Source organism: Bradyrhizobium sp. JYMT SZCCT0180, assembly GCF_018130165.1.
Lineage (GTDB): Bacteria > Pseudomonadota > Alphaproteobacteria > Rhizobiales > Xanthobacteraceae > Bradyrhizobium.
The window spans coordinates 152,716-170,199 of the sequence record NZ_JAFCLZ010000011.1; the positions used below are offsets into that span (position 1 = coordinate 152,716).

The following is a 17,484-nucleotide window of genomic DNA, read 5'->3' on the forward strand; positions in this document are numbered from 1 at the left end:
TAGGCCTGTCTGGTATGCGCTGGCCTTCCCCGTCGGGAATCCGCCGGCCCTTGACGCCAGCGGCCCGGCGGGCAATCTGTATTCCATGTTCTTGCAATTCTTCACATCGCTGCGCGACGCACAGGTCCCGGTGACCTTGCGTGAATATTTGACGCTGATGGAGGCGCTCGACGCCGACCTCGCCGACCAGACGGTGGAGAATTTCTATTACCTCTCCCGCGCCGCTTTGGTGAAGGACGAGCGCAACCTCGACAAGTTCGACCGCGTGTTCGGCTCCGTGTTCAAGGGGCTGGAGAACCTGCTCGACGCCATGGAGAAGGCGGACATTCCCGCCGAATGGCTGAAGAAGCTCGCGGAGAAATACCTCACCGAGGAAGAGAAGAAGCAGATCGAGGCGATGGGCTGGGACAAGCTCATGGAGACGCTTCGCAAGCGGCTTGAGGAACAGAAGGGCCGCCATCAGGGCGGCAGCAAGTGGATCGGCACGGCAGGAACCTCGCCGTTCGGCGCCCACGGCTACAATCCCGAAGGGGTACGGATCGGCCAGGAAAAGAACCGCAACAACCGCGCCGTCAAGGTGTGGGACAAGCGCGAGTTCAAGGATCTCGACGGCAATGTCGAGCTTGGCATCCGCAACATCAAGATCGCGCTGCGGCGGTTGCGCAAGTTCGCCCGCACCGGCGCACCCGATGAACTCGACCTCGACACCACGATCAAGGAGACCGCCAACCACGGCTATCTCGACGTGCATATGCGCCCCGAGCGGCGCAACGCGGTCAAGGTATTGGTCTTCTTCGACATCGGTGGGTCCATGGATTCGCATATCGAGCAGGTCGAGGAGTTGTTCTCGGCGGCGAAGACCGAATTCAAGCACATGGAATATTTCTACTTCCACAACTGCCTCTATGAAGGCGTCTGGAAGCAGAACAAGCGGCGCTTCACCGACCGCACGCCGACCTGGGACGTGCTGCATAAATACCCGCACGACTACAAGGTGGTGTTCGTCGGCGACGCCTCGATGTCGCCTTACGAGATCATGGTCCCCGGCGGCTCGGTCGAGCACGTCAACGAGGAGGCCGGTTCGGTCTGGCTCGATCGCATCACGCGCACCTATCCGCACGCGGTGTGGCTCAATCCGGTGGCGAAGAAGCACTGGGACTATTCGGAATCCACCACCATCATTCGCCGGCTGTTCTCGGAGCGGATGTACCCGATCACGATCGAAGGCCTCGAAGGCGCGATGAAGGAACTGGTGCGGTAATTCTCGTCGTTCCGGGGGCGCGCGTGAGCGCGAACCGGAATGACGGACAAAGCAAGACCCTCATGGTGAGGAGCGCGAAGCGCGTCTCGAACCATGAGGCCATAGACGGGCCTGCATCCTTCGAGACGCCGCTTCGCGGCTCCTCAGGATGAGGAAAGGGAGAGTTCATGCCCCAGACCATCCACCGCGGTATCAAATCCCTGATCGACGAAGCCAATGCCGAGATCGAAACCCTCAGCGCTGTGGATTCGATCAAGGCGGCTGCCAGCGACGATGTCGTGATCGTCGATATCCGCGATCCCCGTGAGATCGAGCGCGACGGCCGCATCCCCGGCGCGTTCTCCTGCACCCGCGGCATGCTGGAATTCTGGATCGACCCGGAAAGCCCCTACGCCAAGCCGGTGTTCCAGCAGGACAAGAAATTCATCTTCCACTGCGCCGGCGGCATGCGTTCGGCGCTGGCGGCCAAGACCGCGAAAGACATGGGCCTGAAGCCGGTCGCGCACATGGCCGGCGGTTTCGCCGCCTGGCGCGACGCCGGCGGCCCGGTCGAGAAGTGGGAGCCGAAGAAGAAGGGCTGAGGCTCGCCAGCCACAACCACCGCCGTCATGCCCGGGCTTGACCCGGGCATCCACGTCTTACGGTAGTTGCAACACCAAAGGCGTGGATGGCCGGGACAAGCCCGGCCATGACGAACATCAAAGGGATTTCGTGCATGTCCACCACCGACGATCCGCTTGTCTCCACCGAATGGCTCGCCGCGCACTACGACGATCCCAAAATCAGGATCATCGACGCGTCGTTCAAGATGCCCGGCATTCTGCCGCTGCCGAAGGACGATTATCTCTCCTCCCACCTTCCGGGCGCGGTGTTCTTCGACGTCGATGCGGTGTCCGATCATTCCAATCCGCTGCCGCACATGTTCCCGAGTGCCGAGCAGTTCGGCCGCGATGTCGGCGGGCTTGGAATAGGAAACGGCGATACGGTCGTGCTGTACGATTCCGGCGGATGGGTCGCAGCCCCCCGCGTGTGGTGGATGTTCCTGTCGTTCGGACACCAGAATGTCCGGATCCTGAACGGCGGCCTGAAGAAGTGGCGTGCCGAAGGCCGCAAGGTCGAAAGCGGAGAGGTCAAGCCGAAGCCGGCGACGTTCAAGGCGACCTTCGATCCCAGTTACACGCGCAACATCCAGCAGATGGTCGACAACCTCGAAAGCCGCAATGAGCAGGTGCTCGATGCGCGCGCCAACGAACGTTATCAGGGCAAGGTGCCCGAGCCGCGGCCGGGCCTGCGTTCGGGCCATATTCCCGGCAGCCTCAGCGTGCCCTACAATCAGCTGTTCGATGCCTCGACCGGTGCGATGAAGTCGCTTGAGGAGCTGCGCGCCGTGTATGTCGGCGCCGGCGTCAAGCTCGACGCGCCGATCGTGACGAGTTGCGGTTCCGGCGTCTCCGCGCTGGTGCTGACGCTGGCGCTTTATCGCCTCGGCGTGCGCGGCTCTGCGCTGTATGACGGCTCATGGACCGAATGGGGCGTGCAGGGCGGGCCGCCGGTTGCGACCGGACCCACCTGAACGGCCCGCGTTTTATTGTCTGGCGCGCATGGTTAGTTGCGTAAACGGGTCGACCGCTTGCTGCACCACCTGCCGCGCCTGTAGCGCGCGTCGCGCCGCCGCGATGCGCCGGCGCTCTTTGGCGCGCTGCGCCCGCTTCCGGTTGACGCTGCGCTCTGGTTTCGCGGCCGCCGGTTTCACCGAAACCGTTTCCTGGATAGTGACGGCAGGACCGCCCAGCGTGGCGATCTTCAGCGCGGCGAGGTTGCCTTCAAGGGAGGGCGCCTCCACCACCGGTGCTGTCTCGGTCGACGTGGCTGATGTCGCCGGCGCCGGCCTTTCCGCGATCGCCGCGAGCTTCACTTGCTCATTGGCCGCAGGCGTCTCGACTTCTTTGGCAGCAGGCGTCTCGGCGGCCGGCATCTCGGCCGGCGCAGCCTGAACAGCCGGTATTGTTTCTGCCGCCGGGATTTCCGCTTTCACCGTTTCGGCCGGCACGGCCTCGTTCAGCTGCACGGGCTCGTCCAGCTTCAGCGCAGCCGTCTTTTCCGGTTCAGCCGGCGGCGCTTCCGGAGCTTGCGCCGCAGGGGTCACGGTTTCGATATTCGTCGCCGCGACATTGTCAGGTGCCTTTTCCGCGACATCGGGCTCGACGCGCAGCAGGGCCAGCGTCGGCATCGGCGGTTCGTTCTGCCTGACAAAAACCGGTTCGGGCGGCGGCCGCCGCGACGGGAGGCTGGCAAATTGCTCATGCGAAGCACGCAGCAGTGCTGCCGCTCCAAGCCCAAAGACCAGAACCGACATTGACAGCACGATCGCGGCGAACAGAAAGCGAAAACCGGGGAGCATGGACGCGAGTTCCGCCTTGCCGGGAAATGCAGGGCTGTTGATGCCAAGGGAACGCGGTGACCACTGGGAAGCGGCTGGATTCGCACCGCGAATCAGGCCGATTCGAGAGTATCTCAACGTCTCGAACCTGTTTGTTACAAAATTGGCGGCCAATGGCGGCTCGAGGCCGTTAGACGATGTTTTTCGCGCCGTGCGGCATCTTTGCCGCAGCGTTCACGGACCATCACAAAATGACCGATCTGGCCCGAATTTGCTGATTTGTCTTGAATGCGCCGCTATCTTCCGTCATCTGCCGTTAACGGTCCGGTGTGGCTTGGGGACTATACAAGAGCGATGATGATTAACCGTATTCTGACGATCAGCGCTGCCATTGCTGCCGCAATGGCAGGAACCTCGCTTGCCCAAGCACAGCAGGGCTATCCGCTGCCCCCAGGCTCCGTCTATTCGGCGGCTCCGGGACAGTATGTTCCCGGTGGTTATGGCGTCGATGAACGCCGCGGACCCGGCACGGCCGATTTCGATGATTTGGAAGACGACGAGGCGCCGAACGCCCAGAGTTCGACCGCGCTGCCGCCGCCTGGCCCGGTGCTTTCGCCGAACGACCCGCGCTACGGCCGCCCGCTTTATAGCGACCGCGGCCCGCCGATGCCCACGGGCCCCGTCCTTTCGCCGGATGATCCGCGGTACGGCCGTCCCGCCGGCGCTCCGGTTTATTCGGACCGCGGCCAGCCGATGCCTACGGGCCCGATTCTTTCGCCAGATGATCCGCGTTACGGTCGGCCCGCCGGTCCGCCACCCGTGATCTATTCGGACCGTGGTGATGGTCGTCGCGTTCCCGGTGATGACCGCATGCGTCCGCCGGAAGCCGTCGGCGGCGGACCCGCCGTCACCGGCGCCTTGCAACCGCAGCAGCAACCCGCCGTCGGCGCTGACGGCAAGCCGTTGGTGCTGTCAGCGTTGCCGCCGGAAGAACAGCCGGAAGCCGCGCCCACGCAGCTTCCGCCGCATCTGCGCCGTCAGGAAGTTTCGTTCGCGACCAAGGAGCCCGCCGGCACGCTGGTCGTCGATACCCCGAACACCTACCTCTATTACGTGCTCGGCGGTGGCCGCGCGATCCGTTATGGCGTCCGTGTCGGCCGCGACGGTTTCACCTGGACCGGCGTGCAGAAGGTCAGCCGCAAGGCCGAGTGGCCGGATTGGCATCCGCCGTCCGAGATGATCGAGCGTCAGCCCTATCTGCCGCGCTTCATGGCCGGCGGCCCCGGCAATCCGATGGGTGCCCGCGCGATGTATCTGGGTTCGACCGTCTACCGCATCCACGGCACCAACCAGCCGTCGACGATCGGCAAGTTCGTCTCGTCGGGCTGCATTGGCATGCTGAACGAGGACGTGTCCGACCTGTTCGAACGCGTCAAAGTCGGCACCCGCGTCGTCGTGATGCCCGGTGGCCCGCCGCCCGGAACCGCGACCGCTTCGGCCGCACCTGCACAAGGCTTGCCGCCTGCAGCAGCTCAGGGTGCGCCGACTCAGGCGCAACTCGCCCCGGTTCCCGGCATGCAGCCGACCGTGGTGCCCCCGCTGCCCGCGCCGGTGACAGTGCGGTAAGCTTAGGCGTGACCGCTATTGAAAAGGCCCGCACCGCGGGCCTTTTTTATTTGTCATTGCGAGGAGCGGAGCGACGAAACAATCCATTCTTTCTTGGCGGTGGGAGGGATTGCTTCGCTTCGCTCGCAATGACAGTTGTGCGTCGTTCAGCATCCTACATCAGGGAACGTCGCTTACGGATTGTCAGCAGATTGCGCGATGCTGAAAACGTGCCCCTGATTTGCCCGACGTGTCAAAATGTTCTTGCGGGCTAAGCATCCATGCAGCGATCCCCTTTGTTTGCAAAGGGTTCCTTTCTTTGCATGGGGTTGTTTTCGATATTTTTGATCGGGAGCGAGACCTGCGTCCTCAGGCCAACTTCCGCGGCGCCTCGCCTTTGAACCAGCCGTCGATGCCTTCGACCATCTGGCGGTAGTGGTTGCGAAAGCTGTCCTCGGTGACGTAGCCGAGATGCGGCGTCAGCACGAGGTTGTCGAGCTTGCGGAAGGGATGGTCGACCGGCAGCGGCTCGACCGAGAACACGTCGATGCCGGCGCCCGCGATCTTTTTCTGTTGCAGCGCTTCCAGCAGCGCGCCTTCGTCGACGATCGGTCCTCGCGCCGTGTTGATGAGGTAGGCGGTCGGTTTCATGCGGGCGAGGTCTTCGCGTCCGACCAGCCCGCGTGAGCGCGGACCCAGCACCACATGCACGGTGATGATGTCTGATGTGGCGAACAGTTCCTCCTTGGTGGCGTAGCCGACACCGGCTTCCGCGCATTTCTCGGGCGTCAGGTTCGGACTCCAGGCGATCACGTTCATGCCGAAGGCCTGCGCCAGCTTTGAGACCTTGGTGCCGAGCTTGCCGAGGCCGATCACGCCGAGCGTGCGGCCCTCGATCTCCATGCCGACGAATTTCTGCAGTGGCTCGCCGGCATGCATGCGCGCATTCTCGCGGCCGATATTGCGGGTCAATTCCAGGATCAGGCCCATGGTCAGCGGCGCGGTGGGATCGCGGCCCCATTGGGTGCCGCACAGCACGACGCCCTGATCCTTGGCGGCTTCCATGTCGATCGCGGCGTTGCGCATGCCCGAGGTGATCATCAGTTTCAGCTTCGGCAGCGCCGCAAACAGGGCGCGAGGAAACGGCGTGCGCTCGCGCATCGCGCAGATGATCTCGAAATCCTTCAGCGCAGTGGCGGCGGTTTCGGCGGTCGCAAACGGCTGGTTGAAGACGGTGACATCGACCCGGTCGGCGATTTGGGACCAGTCCGCGACCTTCAGGGCCACATCGAGATAGTCGTCGAGGATTGCACAGCGCAGCCGCGTCATTGGAAAGTCCGATCATGGCGAGGGTGACGGCGGAATCGGGCCGTCAGAGGAGATAGCCATGCTCGCGCGCAATCGACAGGCGCGCAAGCGGCCTGGAAGCAGGGCCAGGTCAAAATTCCGGGAAGCTCAGTTCGAGCGGGAGGGGTGCTTGGCCCGCCAGGCGGGGCCGGGGCCGCGCATATAGTGCAGTTCCGGACGGTAGGGGTTGAAGGCCTTGGCCACGAACTGGCGCCAGAAGTTGCGGAGTTCGGCGAGCGGCTTGGCAAGGCCGTGGCCGTGCGCCTGGGTGGAAAGGGATGCCGAACTGGTCGTCGCCATGACGAGGGTCTCTGGTTTGCCATTCGCGGTTTCGCCGCGGAGACGCCGTTTTTCGGCGCCTTGAACGACTTTTGGCCTGATTTATTAAAAGTTGGTTTCAATTGTCGTGATCCGGCGCACACATGCCCCCACATGGTGACCATCCCGTATTCATCCATAGTGAACGAACAGAAAACGCGTTCCCGCGGTTGCCCTTTGGGGGCCGCGCCGCTACATCAGCGGCAGCAAAATTTCCATAAATCCTCTGGTTTCAAGGGATCGCGATGGCTCGCCAGTTCGTCTATTTCATGCAGGGTCTGACCAAGAGCTACCCGACCCGCAAGGTGCTCGATAACGTCCATCTGTCGTTCTACCCGGACGCCAAGATCGGCGTGCTCGGCGTCAACGGTTCCGGTAAATCGACCCTGCTGCGGATCATGGCCGGCCTCGACAAGGAATATAATGGCGAGGCCTGGGTCGCCGAGGGCGCCCGGGTCGGTTACCTCGAGCAGGAGCCGCATCTCGACGAGACCAAGACGGTCCGCGAGAACGTCATGCTGGGCGTCGCCAAGCAGAAGGCGATCCTCGATCGCTATAACGAACTGGCGATGAACTATTCGGACGAGACCGCCGACGAGATGACCAAGCTGCAGGACGAGATCGAGGCCGCCGGCCTGTGGGATCTCGACAGCAAAGTCGACCAGGCGATGGACGCGCTGCGCTGCCCGCCCGACGATGCCGACGTCACCAAGCTGTCGGGCGGTGAGCGCCGCCGCGTCGCACTGTGCAAGCTGCTGCTCGACCAGCCGGACCTGCTGCTGCTGGACGAGCCGACCAACCATCTCGACGCCGAGTCGGTGTCGTGGCTGGAAGGCCATTTGCGCAACTATCCCGGCGCGATCCTGATCGTGACCCATGACCGCTACTTCCTCGACAACGTCACGAGCTGGATCCTCGAACTCGATCGCGGCAAGGGTATTCCCTACGAGGGCAATTATTCGTCCTGGCTGGTACAGAAGCAGAAGCGCCTCTTGCAGGAAGGCCGCGAGGACGCCGCGCACCAGAAAACGCTTGAGCGCGAGCAGGAATGGATCGCGTCCTCGCCCAAGGCGCGCCAGGCCAAGTCCAAGGCGCGTTACCAGCGTTACGAGGACCTGTTGAAGCAGGCCAGCGAGAAGCAGACCCAGACCGCGCAGATCACGATTCCCGTGGCCGAGCGGCTCGGCCAGAACGTCGTCGATTTCGAAGGCCTCAGCAAAGGCTTTGGCGACCGCATGCTGATCGACGATCTCACCTTCAAGCTGCCGCCAGGCGGCATCGTCGGCGTGATCGGCCCCAACGGCGCCGGCAAGACCACGCTGTTCCGGATGATCACCCAGCAGGAAACCCCGGACAAGGGCACCATCACCGTCGGTGAAAGCGTGCATCTCGGTTACGTCGACCAGTCGCGCGACGATCTCGACGGCAAGAAGAACGTGTGGGAGGAAATCTCCGGCGGCAACGAGTTGATTCTTCTGGGCAAGCGCGAGGTTAATTCGCGCGGCTATTGCTCGTCGTTCAACTTCAAGGGCGCCGACCAGCAGAAGAAGGTCGGCGCGCTGTCGGGCGGTGAGCGCAACCGCGTGCATCTGGCCAAGATGCTCAAGTCCGGCGCCAACCTGCTGCTGCTCGACGAACCGACCAACGATCTCGACGTCGACACGCTGCGCGCGCTGGAAGAGGCGCTGGAGAATTTCGCCGGCTGCGCCGTCATCATCAGCCATGATCGCTGGTTCCTCGACCGCATCGCCACCCATATCCTGGCCTTCGAGGGCGAAAGCCATGTCGAATGGTTCGAAGGCAATTTCCAGGATTACGAAAAGGACAAGATGCGCCGGCTGGGCCAGGACTCCATCATCCCGCATCGTGTGAAGTACAAGAAGCTGACGCGCTGAGTTGTGGTTCGCGCCGAGATGACGAAGCCGTGTCGCAGGCGCTATTCTGCCTGCGCCAAATGGCCGCTAAACCCCGCTCGTCTGGAAGGTGCCATATCCGGCTATTAGATTGGCCGCGAATACCAGACGTAAGTCCTGCACAGAGAGATCCCCCACCATGTCCATGACGCCGGAAACGCCGTTGCCGCCCCCGTCTCAGAGGAAGGCATTGCGTCCGATCCCGCTGCTGATCTTCTCCTCCCGCTGGCTGCAGCTGCCGCTTTATATCGGCCTGATCGTCGCGCAGGGCGTCTATGTGGTGCTGTTTCTGAAGGAGTTGTGGCACCTGTTCGCCCACGCCTTCGATTTCAGCGAGCAGCAGATCATGCTGGCGGTCCTCGGTCTGATCGACGTGGTGATGATCTCGAACCTGCTCGTGATGGTCATCGTCGGCGGCTACGAGACGTTCGTCTCCCGTCTCAATCTGGAAGGACATCCCGACCAGCCGGAATGGCTCAGCCACGTCAACGCCAGCGTGCTCAAGATCAAGCTCGCGATGGCGATCATCGGCATCTCGTCGATCCATCTTTTGCGCACCTTCATCGAAGCCGGGAATCTCGCTTCGGGCAAGGGCACCTACACCGAAACCGGCGTGATGTGGCAGACCATCATCCATACGGTTTTCATTTTGTCGGCGATCGGCATTGCCTATGTCGACAAGCTGTCGAATGATTCCGCCGAAAATGCCAAACACGCCGCCGCTACGCATTGACGGGCGGTATGTCGATCGAAGGGATTCGGTCTTGCGACAGAGCGCGATAGCGGCGGTTCTGATTTTGGCGGCGACGACGCTGGGAGCAACGCGCCCAGCCCACGCCGCCGACGCCGGCTTCACGCAGTTCATCGCCTCGCTGTGGCCGGAGGCGCAGGCCGCCGGTGTATCGCGCGCTACGTTTGACGCCGAGACCCGCGGCCTCGAGCCCGACTACAAATTGCCCGACCTGATCCTGCCGGGACGGCCCGCCACCGGCGCGCCGTCGCAGGCCGAGTTCGTGCAGGTGCCGGCCGACTATGTGAAGGAGGCCTCGATCGCGCGGCTGGCGGCGGAGGGGCAGAAGCTGATGCAAAAGCATCGCACAGCGCTGAGCCAGATCGAGAGCCGCTTCGGCGTGCCCGCGACGGTCGTGCTCGCGATCTGGGGCCGCGAAACCGATTATGGCCGGTATCGATTGCCGTACGACACCGTGCGCGTGGTGGCGACGCAGGCCTATGTCGGCCGTCGCAAGGATCAGTACCGCGCCGAATTCATCCTGGCGCTGAAGATCCTCGGCGAGGGCGCGGTGACGCGCAAGGACATGCGCTCGTCCTGGGCCGGCGCCACCGGGCTCACGCAATTCCTGCCGGGCGAATATTACAAGCATGGCGTTGATTTCGATGGCGACGGCCGCATCGACATCTGGAATTCGGTACCTGACGCGCTCGCCTCCGCCGCCCAGCAGCTTGTCAACAAGGGCTGGCAGCCGGGCTTGCGCTGGGCCTATGAAGTGCGCGCGCCTGACAATGCCGACTGCACCATGGGCGTGCCCGAGGTGACGAAGCCGATCGGCGAATGGCTGCGCGCCGGCTTCGTGCCGGTGCGCGGACAAAAATTGAATGCGGCCGAGCAGGCCCAGCCGGCCTCGCTGCTGCAGCCCGAAGGCATCTATGGTCCGGCGTTCCTGACCACCAAGAACTACTTCGTGATCAAGGAATATAACTTCTCCGATTTGTATGTGCTGTTCGTCGGCCATCTCGCCGACCGCATGGCGAACCCGTTGCCGTTCGCGACGCCGTGGTCGGCATCGACGCAATTGCGCAGCAAGGACGTCGAAGCCATGCAGCGTCACCTGACGCGGATCGGCCTCTACAAGGACAAGCTCGACGGCAAGGCCGGCATGCAGACCCGCGCGGCGCTGGGGGCGTATCAGAAATCCGCCGGATTGAAGGTCGATTGCTGGCCGAGCGAAGCGGTGCTGCGTTCGATCAGCTCGTCGCGTTGACCGTAGCCCGGATATCGCTTCGCTCATCCGGGCTACCGAAGCTGGAGGTGTCAATGACCGCAGGCAACGCGTTCCTTGTCGATTTCTATCAGCAACTCCGGCGCGCGTGGTCGGTCGAGACCTCGCGCCACTGGCAGCGCGACAATCCGGCGTCGGGACAGTGCAGCGTTACGGCCCTCGTCGTTCATGATAAACTTGGCGGCGAGATATTGAAAACCGATGTCAATGGCGCCTGGCATTTCTACAATCGTATCGACGGAAGGCGCGTCGACTTTACGATAAGTCAGTTCGACAGCCCGATCGGTTACGACGATGTTCCAAGCAGCAGGGACGAGGCGCTTGGCGATTGCTCCCAGCGGCAATACGCGTTGCTGCGAGAGCGGGTGGAAGGTGCCTAACGAAAGCCGGCGATCATGAGCGCAAACCAGGGCGGCGAAGCCCGCCGGTTCTCGCTCACTTGCGGATCGCGACATTGCCGCTGGCGGTTTGAACAGGACTGAATCTATCGGCCCCTTCAACCGAAACAAAAAGCCCGGCCGCAAGGGCCGGGCTTCTGTAGTGAGGCGCGTTAGGCGCGCCGGTGGTCAGATCAGTGGCAGACCTCGACGCGGCGGTAGGCCCAGCCGTAGCCGTCCCAGAAGCGCTCGCGAACCAGGCGGCAGGCCGGGGGGCCGTCTTCCACATACACCGGTCCGCCGTAAGCCGGGCGGCTGGAGGCGATCGCACCACCGATGATCGCGCCGCCGATCAGGCCGCCGACCACGCCAGCTGCCACGCCACGCTGGGCGTTCGCGGGTGCCGGTGCCGCAGCGAGCGAACCGGCAATCGTTGCGGCCGCGACGAAGGCAGCAAATGTCTTCTTCATGTTGAGGGCTCTCCTGGAGATGGCGCCTGATCAGCCGACGCCGGGTTTAGGGTTAGGCACACACGCCGTACTCGAATTGGCCGCTTCGAAAAGAGCGCACAACGGTCAACCGAAAGTAAACGTGCGGGATTGATGGCCGAAAAAAGCGGTTTTTTCTGGCCTTGGAACGTCAAAGCCCCGGAGAACCATGCGGCTTTCCGGGGCTTTGCGTACGATTTAATGAAGGTGAACGGGTGTTCAGAGCATTTCGAGCCAGGGTTCTGATCCGATCAGAACCGATAACGCTCTAGTCGCAAACCCGGACGCTGCGGACGCGCCAGCCATAGCCGTCCCAGAAGCGCTGCTTCTGCCAGATGCAGTCCGGACCGTAGCCGGGTTCGGCAACATAGGCCGGGCCGCCGTAATAGCCTGGGGCCGGCGCATAATAGCCCGGACCACCGTAATAGCCGTGCTGCGAGGCGATTGCGCCGCCGACAATGGCGCCGCCGATCAATCCGGCCGCGACGCCGGCCGCTACGCCACGCTGCGCATGGGCGGGAGCTGGAACAGCCACCGCGGACACAGCCAAAGCGGTGACGGCAGTCAGCGCCATCAATGTCTTCTTCATGGGCCTCACCTTTCTGATGGAGCAAAAGGACCGCGGGGAAAGCGGTCCGTCGCAGCGGAAAGTTCCATATTTTGCTGAAATGATCAATGAACGGGATCGCCTCATTTGGCGACGAAGGGGCGTGCGGTTGGGCTTCATTGCGGTGCAAAAGGCCCGCTTCCCAACCGCTTTTGAAGAGGATTCCGGGATGAGCGGGATGCCAATATATCTGGTCGCACTCGGCGGCATGGCGGTGATGTTCTATTGGGCGATCGCCCGGACGTATAATATCAGCGCATGGCCCAGCGGCTCGTCGCGCGACAGCGACCGCTATCGCGACCGCAATGATGACAGCTATGGTTCCAGTAGCGGCGGCGGCAGCAGTGGCTCGAGCATCGCCAACCTGTTCAGCAGCGATAATTCCAGCTCGAACTGCTCGTCCGACAATTCCACTCCGACCGATAACTCCAGCTCCAACTGTTCGTCCGACAATTTCAGCTCGTCCGACGACTCCAGCTCGTCGAGTGATTCCTCCAGCGATGATAGCGGGGGAGGCGACAGCGACAGCGGTAGTGACAGCGACAGCGGCGGTAGTAGCGATGATTGATAGTGGTGAAGGTGGTGGTGATTAAGGTCACAGTGCCTGCGCGGGAAACCTGCGATTGTGCCTGTAAGACAAGGCTTTTTAGACTCGTTCCAAACTGACTTAGGCTCAGTTTGGAATTGCTTGAAAGTGTTGTTTTTCCTTTTGCATCGCGACCGCCGCTTCAATACGAAGTGGGTAAGGATCACCGAAGGGCCTGCCGACTTCATGATTGTCTGTTCCTGTAACGTCCTCAGCGACCATGATGTCCGCAATGCCGTCAGTGCAGCTTCGGGTGTGACGCGCAATCCGAAGCAGGTTTATGGATGCCTCGGCTGCAGCGCCGAGTGCGGCCGCTGCGCGCGTACCATCAAGGCCATCATCGACGAAGCGCTGGGTCCCTGCGCCAAGGCCTGCTGCTCGGGCTGCCCGCATAGTCATGCCGTGACCGAAGAGCAGGCCCACGAGTTCGCGCTCGCCGCCTCCTGAAAACCTCTCAAATCTGCGGCATAAGTCCGGTTCCCACCGCTTTTTTGCGGGAACCATTGCGCTTGCCTCCAAACTGATTTAGAAACGTTCTAAATACAGTTTCGGGCCGTTTTGGCCTTAAAACCACGGAGTGCACCAATGCAGGGCGACCCAAAAGTCATCGATTATCTCAACAAGGGCCTGCGCAGCGAGCTTACCGCGATCAGCCAGTACTGGCTGCATTACCGGCTCCTGAACAATTGGGGCCTGCTGAATATGGCCAAGGTCTGGCGCAAGGAATCCATCGAGGAGATGGAACACGCCGACAAATTCACCGACCGGATCCTGTTCCTCGACGGCTTTCCCAACCTGCAGGTGCTCGATCCGCTGCGGATCGGCCAGAACGTCCTGGAGATCATCGAATGCGATCTGGCCTCCGAGATATCCGCGCGCGCGCTGTACCAGGAAGCCGCTACCTACTGCCACGGCGTGAAGGACTACGTCTCACGCGACCTGTTCGAGCAGCTGATGAAGGACGAGGAGCATCACATCGATTTCCTCGAGACCCAGCTCGACCTGATCAAGCGTATCGGGCTTGAGCTCTACACCCAGAAGCATGTCGGCGGGCTCGAGAGCGAGCACTGAGCGGAGGCGCGATGGCGCCCTCTGAGGAAATTGTCCGGCTCGAGCGAGAGCTGGCGGAGTTGAGATCGCATTATGCGCATCTCGAGCGTAATGGGCGGGTGATGAAGCGCGGCAGCATGTTCATGCTCGCCGCGCTTGCCGTTTTCCTTGGCTATCTCTTGTGGGCCGATTTCGTGATGGGCGCGCTCGCTGTGGTCGCGGCGGCGGCTATTGCCATGCTTGTCTGGTTCTTGCCTGCCAGCAACCGGCGATGGATCGATGCGGGCACGCCGAGGGGGGAATTCGAGTTCGGCCCAAGCCAGGCTCAAAAAGTAGAGCAATGGATTGCCGACAGGGAAGCGCGACTGGCCGAACTTCGCCTGGCCGGTAGCGCAGGCAATCCCGCGACCGATCGCTGATCCCGGGACCTGCCTCGGCGTTCTCTACAGTTGCGTCTTGTAGCGCTCGTAGATCACTTCCTGGCTTTCCCGTTCGCCAAGGCCGGTCTGGTCGTGAATGACTTCGCCGATGCTGGGCATCACGGCGCGTTCGACCCGCGTATCGCCCGCCCACAGCTTTGAGCGCATCAGCGCCTTGCCGCAGTGGAAATAGGCCTCGTGCACGTCGATGTGCAGCACCGCACGCGGCAGCTTGCCGAACTCCACCATCGACGCCATCACCTCCGGATCCACCGATACCTTGCCCTTGCCGCCGATGCGTAGCGTCTCGTCGATCCCCGGAACGAAGAAGATCAGCTGCACGAAGCCGCTTCCCTCGACGATGTTGCGAAAACTGTCGATCCGGTTGTTGCCGGAGCGGTCGGGCATCAGCAGCGCCTTCGGTCCGGCGACATGGATGAAGCCGGGATTCCCGCCGCGCGGCGAGGCGTCGACGCTGCCGTCCGAGCCCGATGTGGCCAGCACGCAGAACGGCGACATGCCGATGAACTTCTTCGCATGGACGTCGATCTCGGGGCGCGCCTTCGCGATCACGCGCGGCGAGGGGGCAGGATAGATCGCGGCGAGGTCGCTGGCGGCAAAGTCGGTCAAGGCGAATCTCCTGAATGAATGCGGCGCGATAACGTGAAGATACCATCGCGGTATTCCGGCAGCCACCCATTATCTTTGGAATGATCCTACGATCCAGGATCCTGCGTCCGCGGGCACAAAACAGCTGGCTGGCTCATTCGTCGCGCCGGGCTGATTGCTGGCTTGAAATAGGCGCAGCACGAACGTGCTATCGACCGTGCGTGCAGATTCGTGGTGAGCTGTGCGCTGCAAGTTGCCTAATATCCGGCCTGACTTCCCGTGGTTGGGGGCAGGAACCGCTCTACGGTCAATCTTCACGATTGGAAACGCGTTGAGCACGAACCCGAAGATTGCAATAGGCCTGCTTTCGCCCGTGGGATTGCTGTTTGCGCTCCCCGTCCTGCTCTGGGCTTTCAGCTTTACCGAACTCGTAGGGCTGGAGAAATGCAGCGTCGGTTCGATCAGCGTTGCTGAATACGAGCGCATCCTGTCTCGGGCCGGCGCGCAACGCTGGACAGTATGGCCCGGCCTGTCGAATGGGGTGTTTTGGCCGTCGGACAATGGCTTTCGGGGCCCGACAGCATCTTTCAACAGCAACCTCAATGATCAGCTTCTCTCACACATCAGAGAGCTTGCTGGGTCCGATCCGTCCGCTAATCGTCAACTGGCCTCGGCCCATGCCGTGATGCGCAGCATGGGTGCGGAATACGTCCAAACGCAGGAAGTACCGGACAAGGGCGGGGACCGCGCCGGTTCGCGCGTCCATTTCCAATACTACTTGCCTCAAGTGCGTTTCGCGCCTGTGTGCGTTCTCTGCCTGATATGGTCGCACACGACCATTGACGTGATCTTTTCTCATGATTTTGCCACCGGCCGACACGAGTTGCAGGAAGTGAACGTTCTGCATGCCGGGCTGAAAGGTACCCCCGACAAGAATCGCGCGCGCAACGTCCCATGGGGTAGTTGTCCCGAGTTTCGAATATCCCGGCAGGTCGACGATAAATGATGCAGCAATCGGAAGCGCTATAGGGTTGCAGCAACAGTTACTGCGGCATCCCGCGTCGCTTGGCGGAAGCCTTTGGCGCGACATTCTGCCAGGCCATTGTCAGCGCGCTTTTTAGCGTCGCCGCATTGGCCTTGGCCAGGCGAACATTGGTGTAGCCTTGTTTGCCCCATCCTCCCGGCACCGGGCGGAAGATTTCGGGCTCCGCCTCTACCAGCAACGATTGCTGCGCGTACGTCAGCTTCAACGTGCCCCAGCTTTCGTCGGGATGACCCAGCGTAGCGAAGATACGTTTGCCGACGCGGAAATCGGCCTTGCCGTGATGCGCGCTCTCCACCGTGTCGGAAAGCGCGAGTGCGGTCCGACGAAAACGGCTGGTTGACATTGCACGCCTTCTTCCGGGTCTACATCGTCCGCTGCGGCGCGGTTTGCAGCAATTCCTGCAATTGCTTCTTGTAGAATGCCGCATTGCCTGTCGTGAGGTGCCCACGCGTCTCGGTCGAGGCCGGGATCAGGAACAGGCGGCCGTTCTTGACGCGCTTCATCGCTGCATCGGTGACGCCGGTTTCCGGCGGATTGCGCTCATCGTCGGCGGCATTGATCGCAAGCAGCGTCGCGTCGATCTTGTCGAGTCCCGCGGACGGATTGTAGTCGCGCGAGGCTTCCCACTGATAGATGAAGTCGTTGGCATCGGCCGTAATCGGCAGCGCCAGCCGGTCGTCCACCATCTTGTCCGCCTTCGCGCCCGTCGGCGCCAGCATCTGATAGGCCAGCGTGCCGCCGCCGGTGGCGATGCCGTAGGCGGCGATGGCGTATTTCATCATGCGCGGCTGAGTGACGTAATTGCCGCGGTTGTAGTCGGGATCGTTGCGGATGGTCTCCAGCATCATCCGCCGCAGCATCCAGTTGCGCGCCGCCATCTCGGTCGGCTGCGCGGCCATCGGCACCAGCGCGTCCATATACTGCGGATATTTGCCGCCCCAGATCCAGGTATGCATGCCGCCCATCGAATTGCCGATCACCAGCCGCAGGTGCTTCACGCCGAGGCCTTCCTTGAGCAGGCGATAATGCGCGTCGACCATGTCCTCGTAATTGTATTTCGGGAATGCCGTCTTCATGCCGTCGGAGGGCTTTGACGATTTGCCGTGGCCGAGCCCGTCCGGGATGATGATGTAGTATTTCGCCGCGTCGAGCGGCTGGCCGGGGCCGAACAATTCGCCGGCAAAGGTCGGCGTCAGCATGTTGGTGGCCGAGCCACCCGATCCATGCAGCACCAGCACCGGCTGGCCGGTCGGCTCGCCGATCGTGGTGTAGTGCAGCCGCAGCTCCATGGTCTCGCCGGAGTGGAATTTGAAATCCCTGGCGATCCAGTCGCCCTGTTTGGGCGCCGGATAATCTGCGGCAGACGCGGCGAAGGTGGTCAAGGCGAGTGCAGCCGTCAATGTGATTTGCGAAAAATTCATGCTGATCTCCCCTGATGCGGCGCTCTTTTTTAGGGCCACT

21 protein-coding genes are annotated in these 17,484 nt (G+C 62.2%); 13 read left to right on the forward strand and 8 right to left on the reverse strand.

The annotated features are described in order from the left end of the window. The first annotated feature begins 85 nt into the window (after positions 1–85). From JQ641_RS17840 to sseA, 3 genes are all read left to right on the forward strand, one after another. On the forward strand, positions 86–1,261 hold the full coding sequence (locus JQ641_RS17840; RefSeq protein ID WP_192740051.1) for a vWA domain-containing protein: 1,176 nt from the start codon (positions 86–88) through the stop codon (positions 1,259–1,261). Between the two features lie 167 nt (positions 1,262–1,428). Continuing rightward, positions 1,429–1,842 carry a rhodanese-like domain-containing protein gene (locus JQ641_RS17845; protein ID WP_211997283.1) on the forward strand — a complete coding sequence of 138 codons (414 nt, stop codon included), beginning with the start codon at positions 1,429–1,431 and terminating at the stop codon, positions 1,840–1,842. Between the two features lie 134 nt (positions 1,843–1,976). Continuing rightward, entirely contained in the window at positions 1,977–2,834 is an 858-nt protein-coding gene (sseA, locus tag JQ641_RS17850) for a 3-mercaptopyruvate sulfurtransferase (RefSeq protein ID WP_211997284.1), read from the forward strand. A 12-nt stretch (positions 2,835–2,846) separates the two neighbouring features. Here the strand turns inward: sseA and JQ641_RS17855 are convergent, their stop codons facing one another. Further along, the gene (locus JQ641_RS17855; protein ID WP_211997285.1) at positions 2,847–3,815 is read right to left on the reverse strand and encodes a hypothetical protein; all 969 of its coding nucleotides are present in this window, start codon (positions 3,813–3,815) and stop codon (positions 2,847–2,849) included. A gap of 180 nt (positions 3,816–3,995) precedes the next feature. Here JQ641_RS17855 and JQ641_RS17860 point away from each other — a divergent pair, with 180 nt between their 5' ends. Then, positions 3,996–5,267 (forward strand): L,D-transpeptidase, encoded by a 1,272-nt coding sequence (locus JQ641_RS17860; protein ID WP_211997286.1) that lies wholly within the window; start codon positions 3,996–3,998, stop codon positions 5,265–5,267. A gap of 348 nt (positions 5,268–5,615) precedes the next feature. On the opposite strand, the gene JQ641_RS17865 is transcribed toward JQ641_RS17860, so the two are convergent. Then, positions 5,616–6,575: a D-2-hydroxyacid dehydrogenase family protein gene (locus tag JQ641_RS17865; RefSeq protein ID WP_211997287.1), complete on the reverse strand. Its 960-nt coding sequence runs from the start codon at positions 6,573–6,575 to the stop codon at positions 5,616–5,618. A gap of 126 nt (positions 6,576–6,701) precedes the next feature. Further along, positions 6,702–6,893, reverse strand: coding sequence for a hypothetical protein (locus tag JQ641_RS17870; RefSeq protein WP_211997288.1), 192 nt, complete (start codon positions 6,891–6,893; stop codon positions 6,702–6,704). Between the two features lie 263 nt (positions 6,894–7,156). On the opposite strand from JQ641_RS17870, the gene ettA reads away from it, so the two are divergent. The 4 genes from ettA to JQ641_RS17890 all read left to right on the forward strand — a co-directional run bounded on the left by ettA (position 7,157) and on the right by JQ641_RS17890 (position 11,222). Further along, complete coding sequence (ettA, locus tag JQ641_RS17875; RefSeq protein ID WP_211997289.1) at positions 7,157–8,806, forward strand: energy-dependent translational throttle protein EttA; 1,650 nt, start codon at positions 7,157–7,159, stop codon at positions 8,804–8,806. A 157-nt stretch (positions 8,807–8,963) separates the two neighbouring features. Beyond that, positions 8,964–9,557, forward strand: coding sequence for a TIGR00645 family protein (locus JQ641_RS17880; protein ID WP_211997290.1), 594 nt, complete (start codon positions 8,964–8,966; stop codon positions 9,555–9,557). Positions 9,558–9,588: 31 nt separating this feature from the next. After that, positions 9,589–10,824, forward strand: coding sequence for a lytic murein transglycosylase (locus JQ641_RS17885; protein WP_502754970.1), 1,236 nt, complete (start codon positions 9,589–9,591; stop codon positions 10,822–10,824). 53 nt (positions 10,825–10,877) lie between these two features. Further along, on the forward strand, positions 10,878–11,222 hold the full coding sequence (locus tag JQ641_RS17890) for a YunG family protein (protein ID WP_211997292.1): 345 nt from the start codon (positions 10,878–10,880) through the stop codon (positions 11,220–11,222). A gap of 191 nt (positions 11,223–11,413) precedes the next feature. On the opposite strand, the gene JQ641_RS17895 is transcribed toward JQ641_RS17890, so the two are convergent. Next, entirely contained in the window at positions 11,414–11,689 is a 276-nt protein-coding gene (locus tag JQ641_RS17895; protein WP_192740041.1) for a hypothetical protein, read from the reverse strand. 286 nt (positions 11,690–11,975) lie between these two features. After that, positions 11,976–12,296 (reverse strand): hypothetical protein, encoded by a 321-nt coding sequence (locus JQ641_RS17900; RefSeq protein WP_211997293.1) that lies wholly within the window; start codon positions 12,294–12,296, stop codon positions 11,976–11,978. Here JQ641_RS17900 and JQ641_RS17905 point away from each other — a divergent pair. The 4 genes from JQ641_RS17905 (at position 12,262) to JQ641_RS17920 (ending at position 14,369) form a co-directional block, all read left to right on the forward strand. After that, positions 12,262–12,882, forward strand: coding sequence for a hypothetical protein (locus tag JQ641_RS17905; RefSeq protein ID WP_211997294.1), 621 nt, complete (start codon positions 12,262–12,264; stop codon positions 12,880–12,882). The genes JQ641_RS17900 and JQ641_RS17905 overlap by 35 nt on opposite strands. A gap of 204 nt (positions 12,883–13,086) precedes the next feature. After that, positions 13,087–13,347 (forward strand): (2Fe-2S)-binding protein, encoded by a 261-nt coding sequence (locus JQ641_RS17910; RefSeq protein ID WP_211997402.1) that lies wholly within the window; start codon positions 13,087–13,089, stop codon positions 13,345–13,347. Positions 13,348–13,485: 138 nt separating this feature from the next. After that, entirely contained in the window at positions 13,486–13,971 is a 486-nt protein-coding gene (bfr, locus tag JQ641_RS17915) for a bacterioferritin (RefSeq protein ID WP_211997295.1), read from the forward strand. An 11-nt stretch (positions 13,972–13,982) separates the two neighbouring features. Beyond that, positions 13,983–14,369 carry a hypothetical protein gene (locus JQ641_RS17920; protein WP_211997296.1) on the forward strand — a complete coding sequence of 129 codons (387 nt, stop codon included), beginning with the start codon at positions 13,983–13,985 and terminating at the stop codon, positions 14,367–14,369. Between the two features lie 24 nt (positions 14,370–14,393). Here JQ641_RS17920 and JQ641_RS17925 read toward each other — a convergent pair whose 3' ends face one another. Next, entirely contained in the window at positions 14,394–14,999 is a 606-nt protein-coding gene (locus JQ641_RS17925; RefSeq protein WP_211997297.1) for a pyridoxamine 5'-phosphate oxidase family protein, read from the reverse strand. Between the two features lie 310 nt (positions 15,000–15,309). Here JQ641_RS17925 and JQ641_RS17930 point away from each other — a divergent pair, with 310 nt between their 5' ends. Then, positions 15,310–15,984, forward strand: coding sequence for a hypothetical protein (locus tag JQ641_RS17930; RefSeq protein WP_211997298.1), 675 nt, complete (start codon positions 15,310–15,312; stop codon positions 15,982–15,984). 37 nt (positions 15,985–16,021) lie between these two features. Here JQ641_RS17930 and JQ641_RS17935 read toward each other — a convergent pair whose 3' ends face one another. Further along, positions 16,022–16,366, reverse strand: a complete 345-nt coding sequence (locus JQ641_RS17935; protein ID WP_211997299.1) for an MmcQ/YjbR family DNA-binding protein — start codon at positions 16,364–16,366, stop codon at positions 16,022–16,024. A gap of 19 nt (positions 16,367–16,385) precedes the next feature. Then, positions 16,386–17,444, reverse strand: a complete 1,059-nt coding sequence (locus JQ641_RS17940; protein WP_211997300.1) for an alpha/beta fold hydrolase — start codon at positions 17,442–17,444, stop codon at positions 16,386–16,388. Positions 17,445–17,484 lie beyond the last annotated feature (40 nt).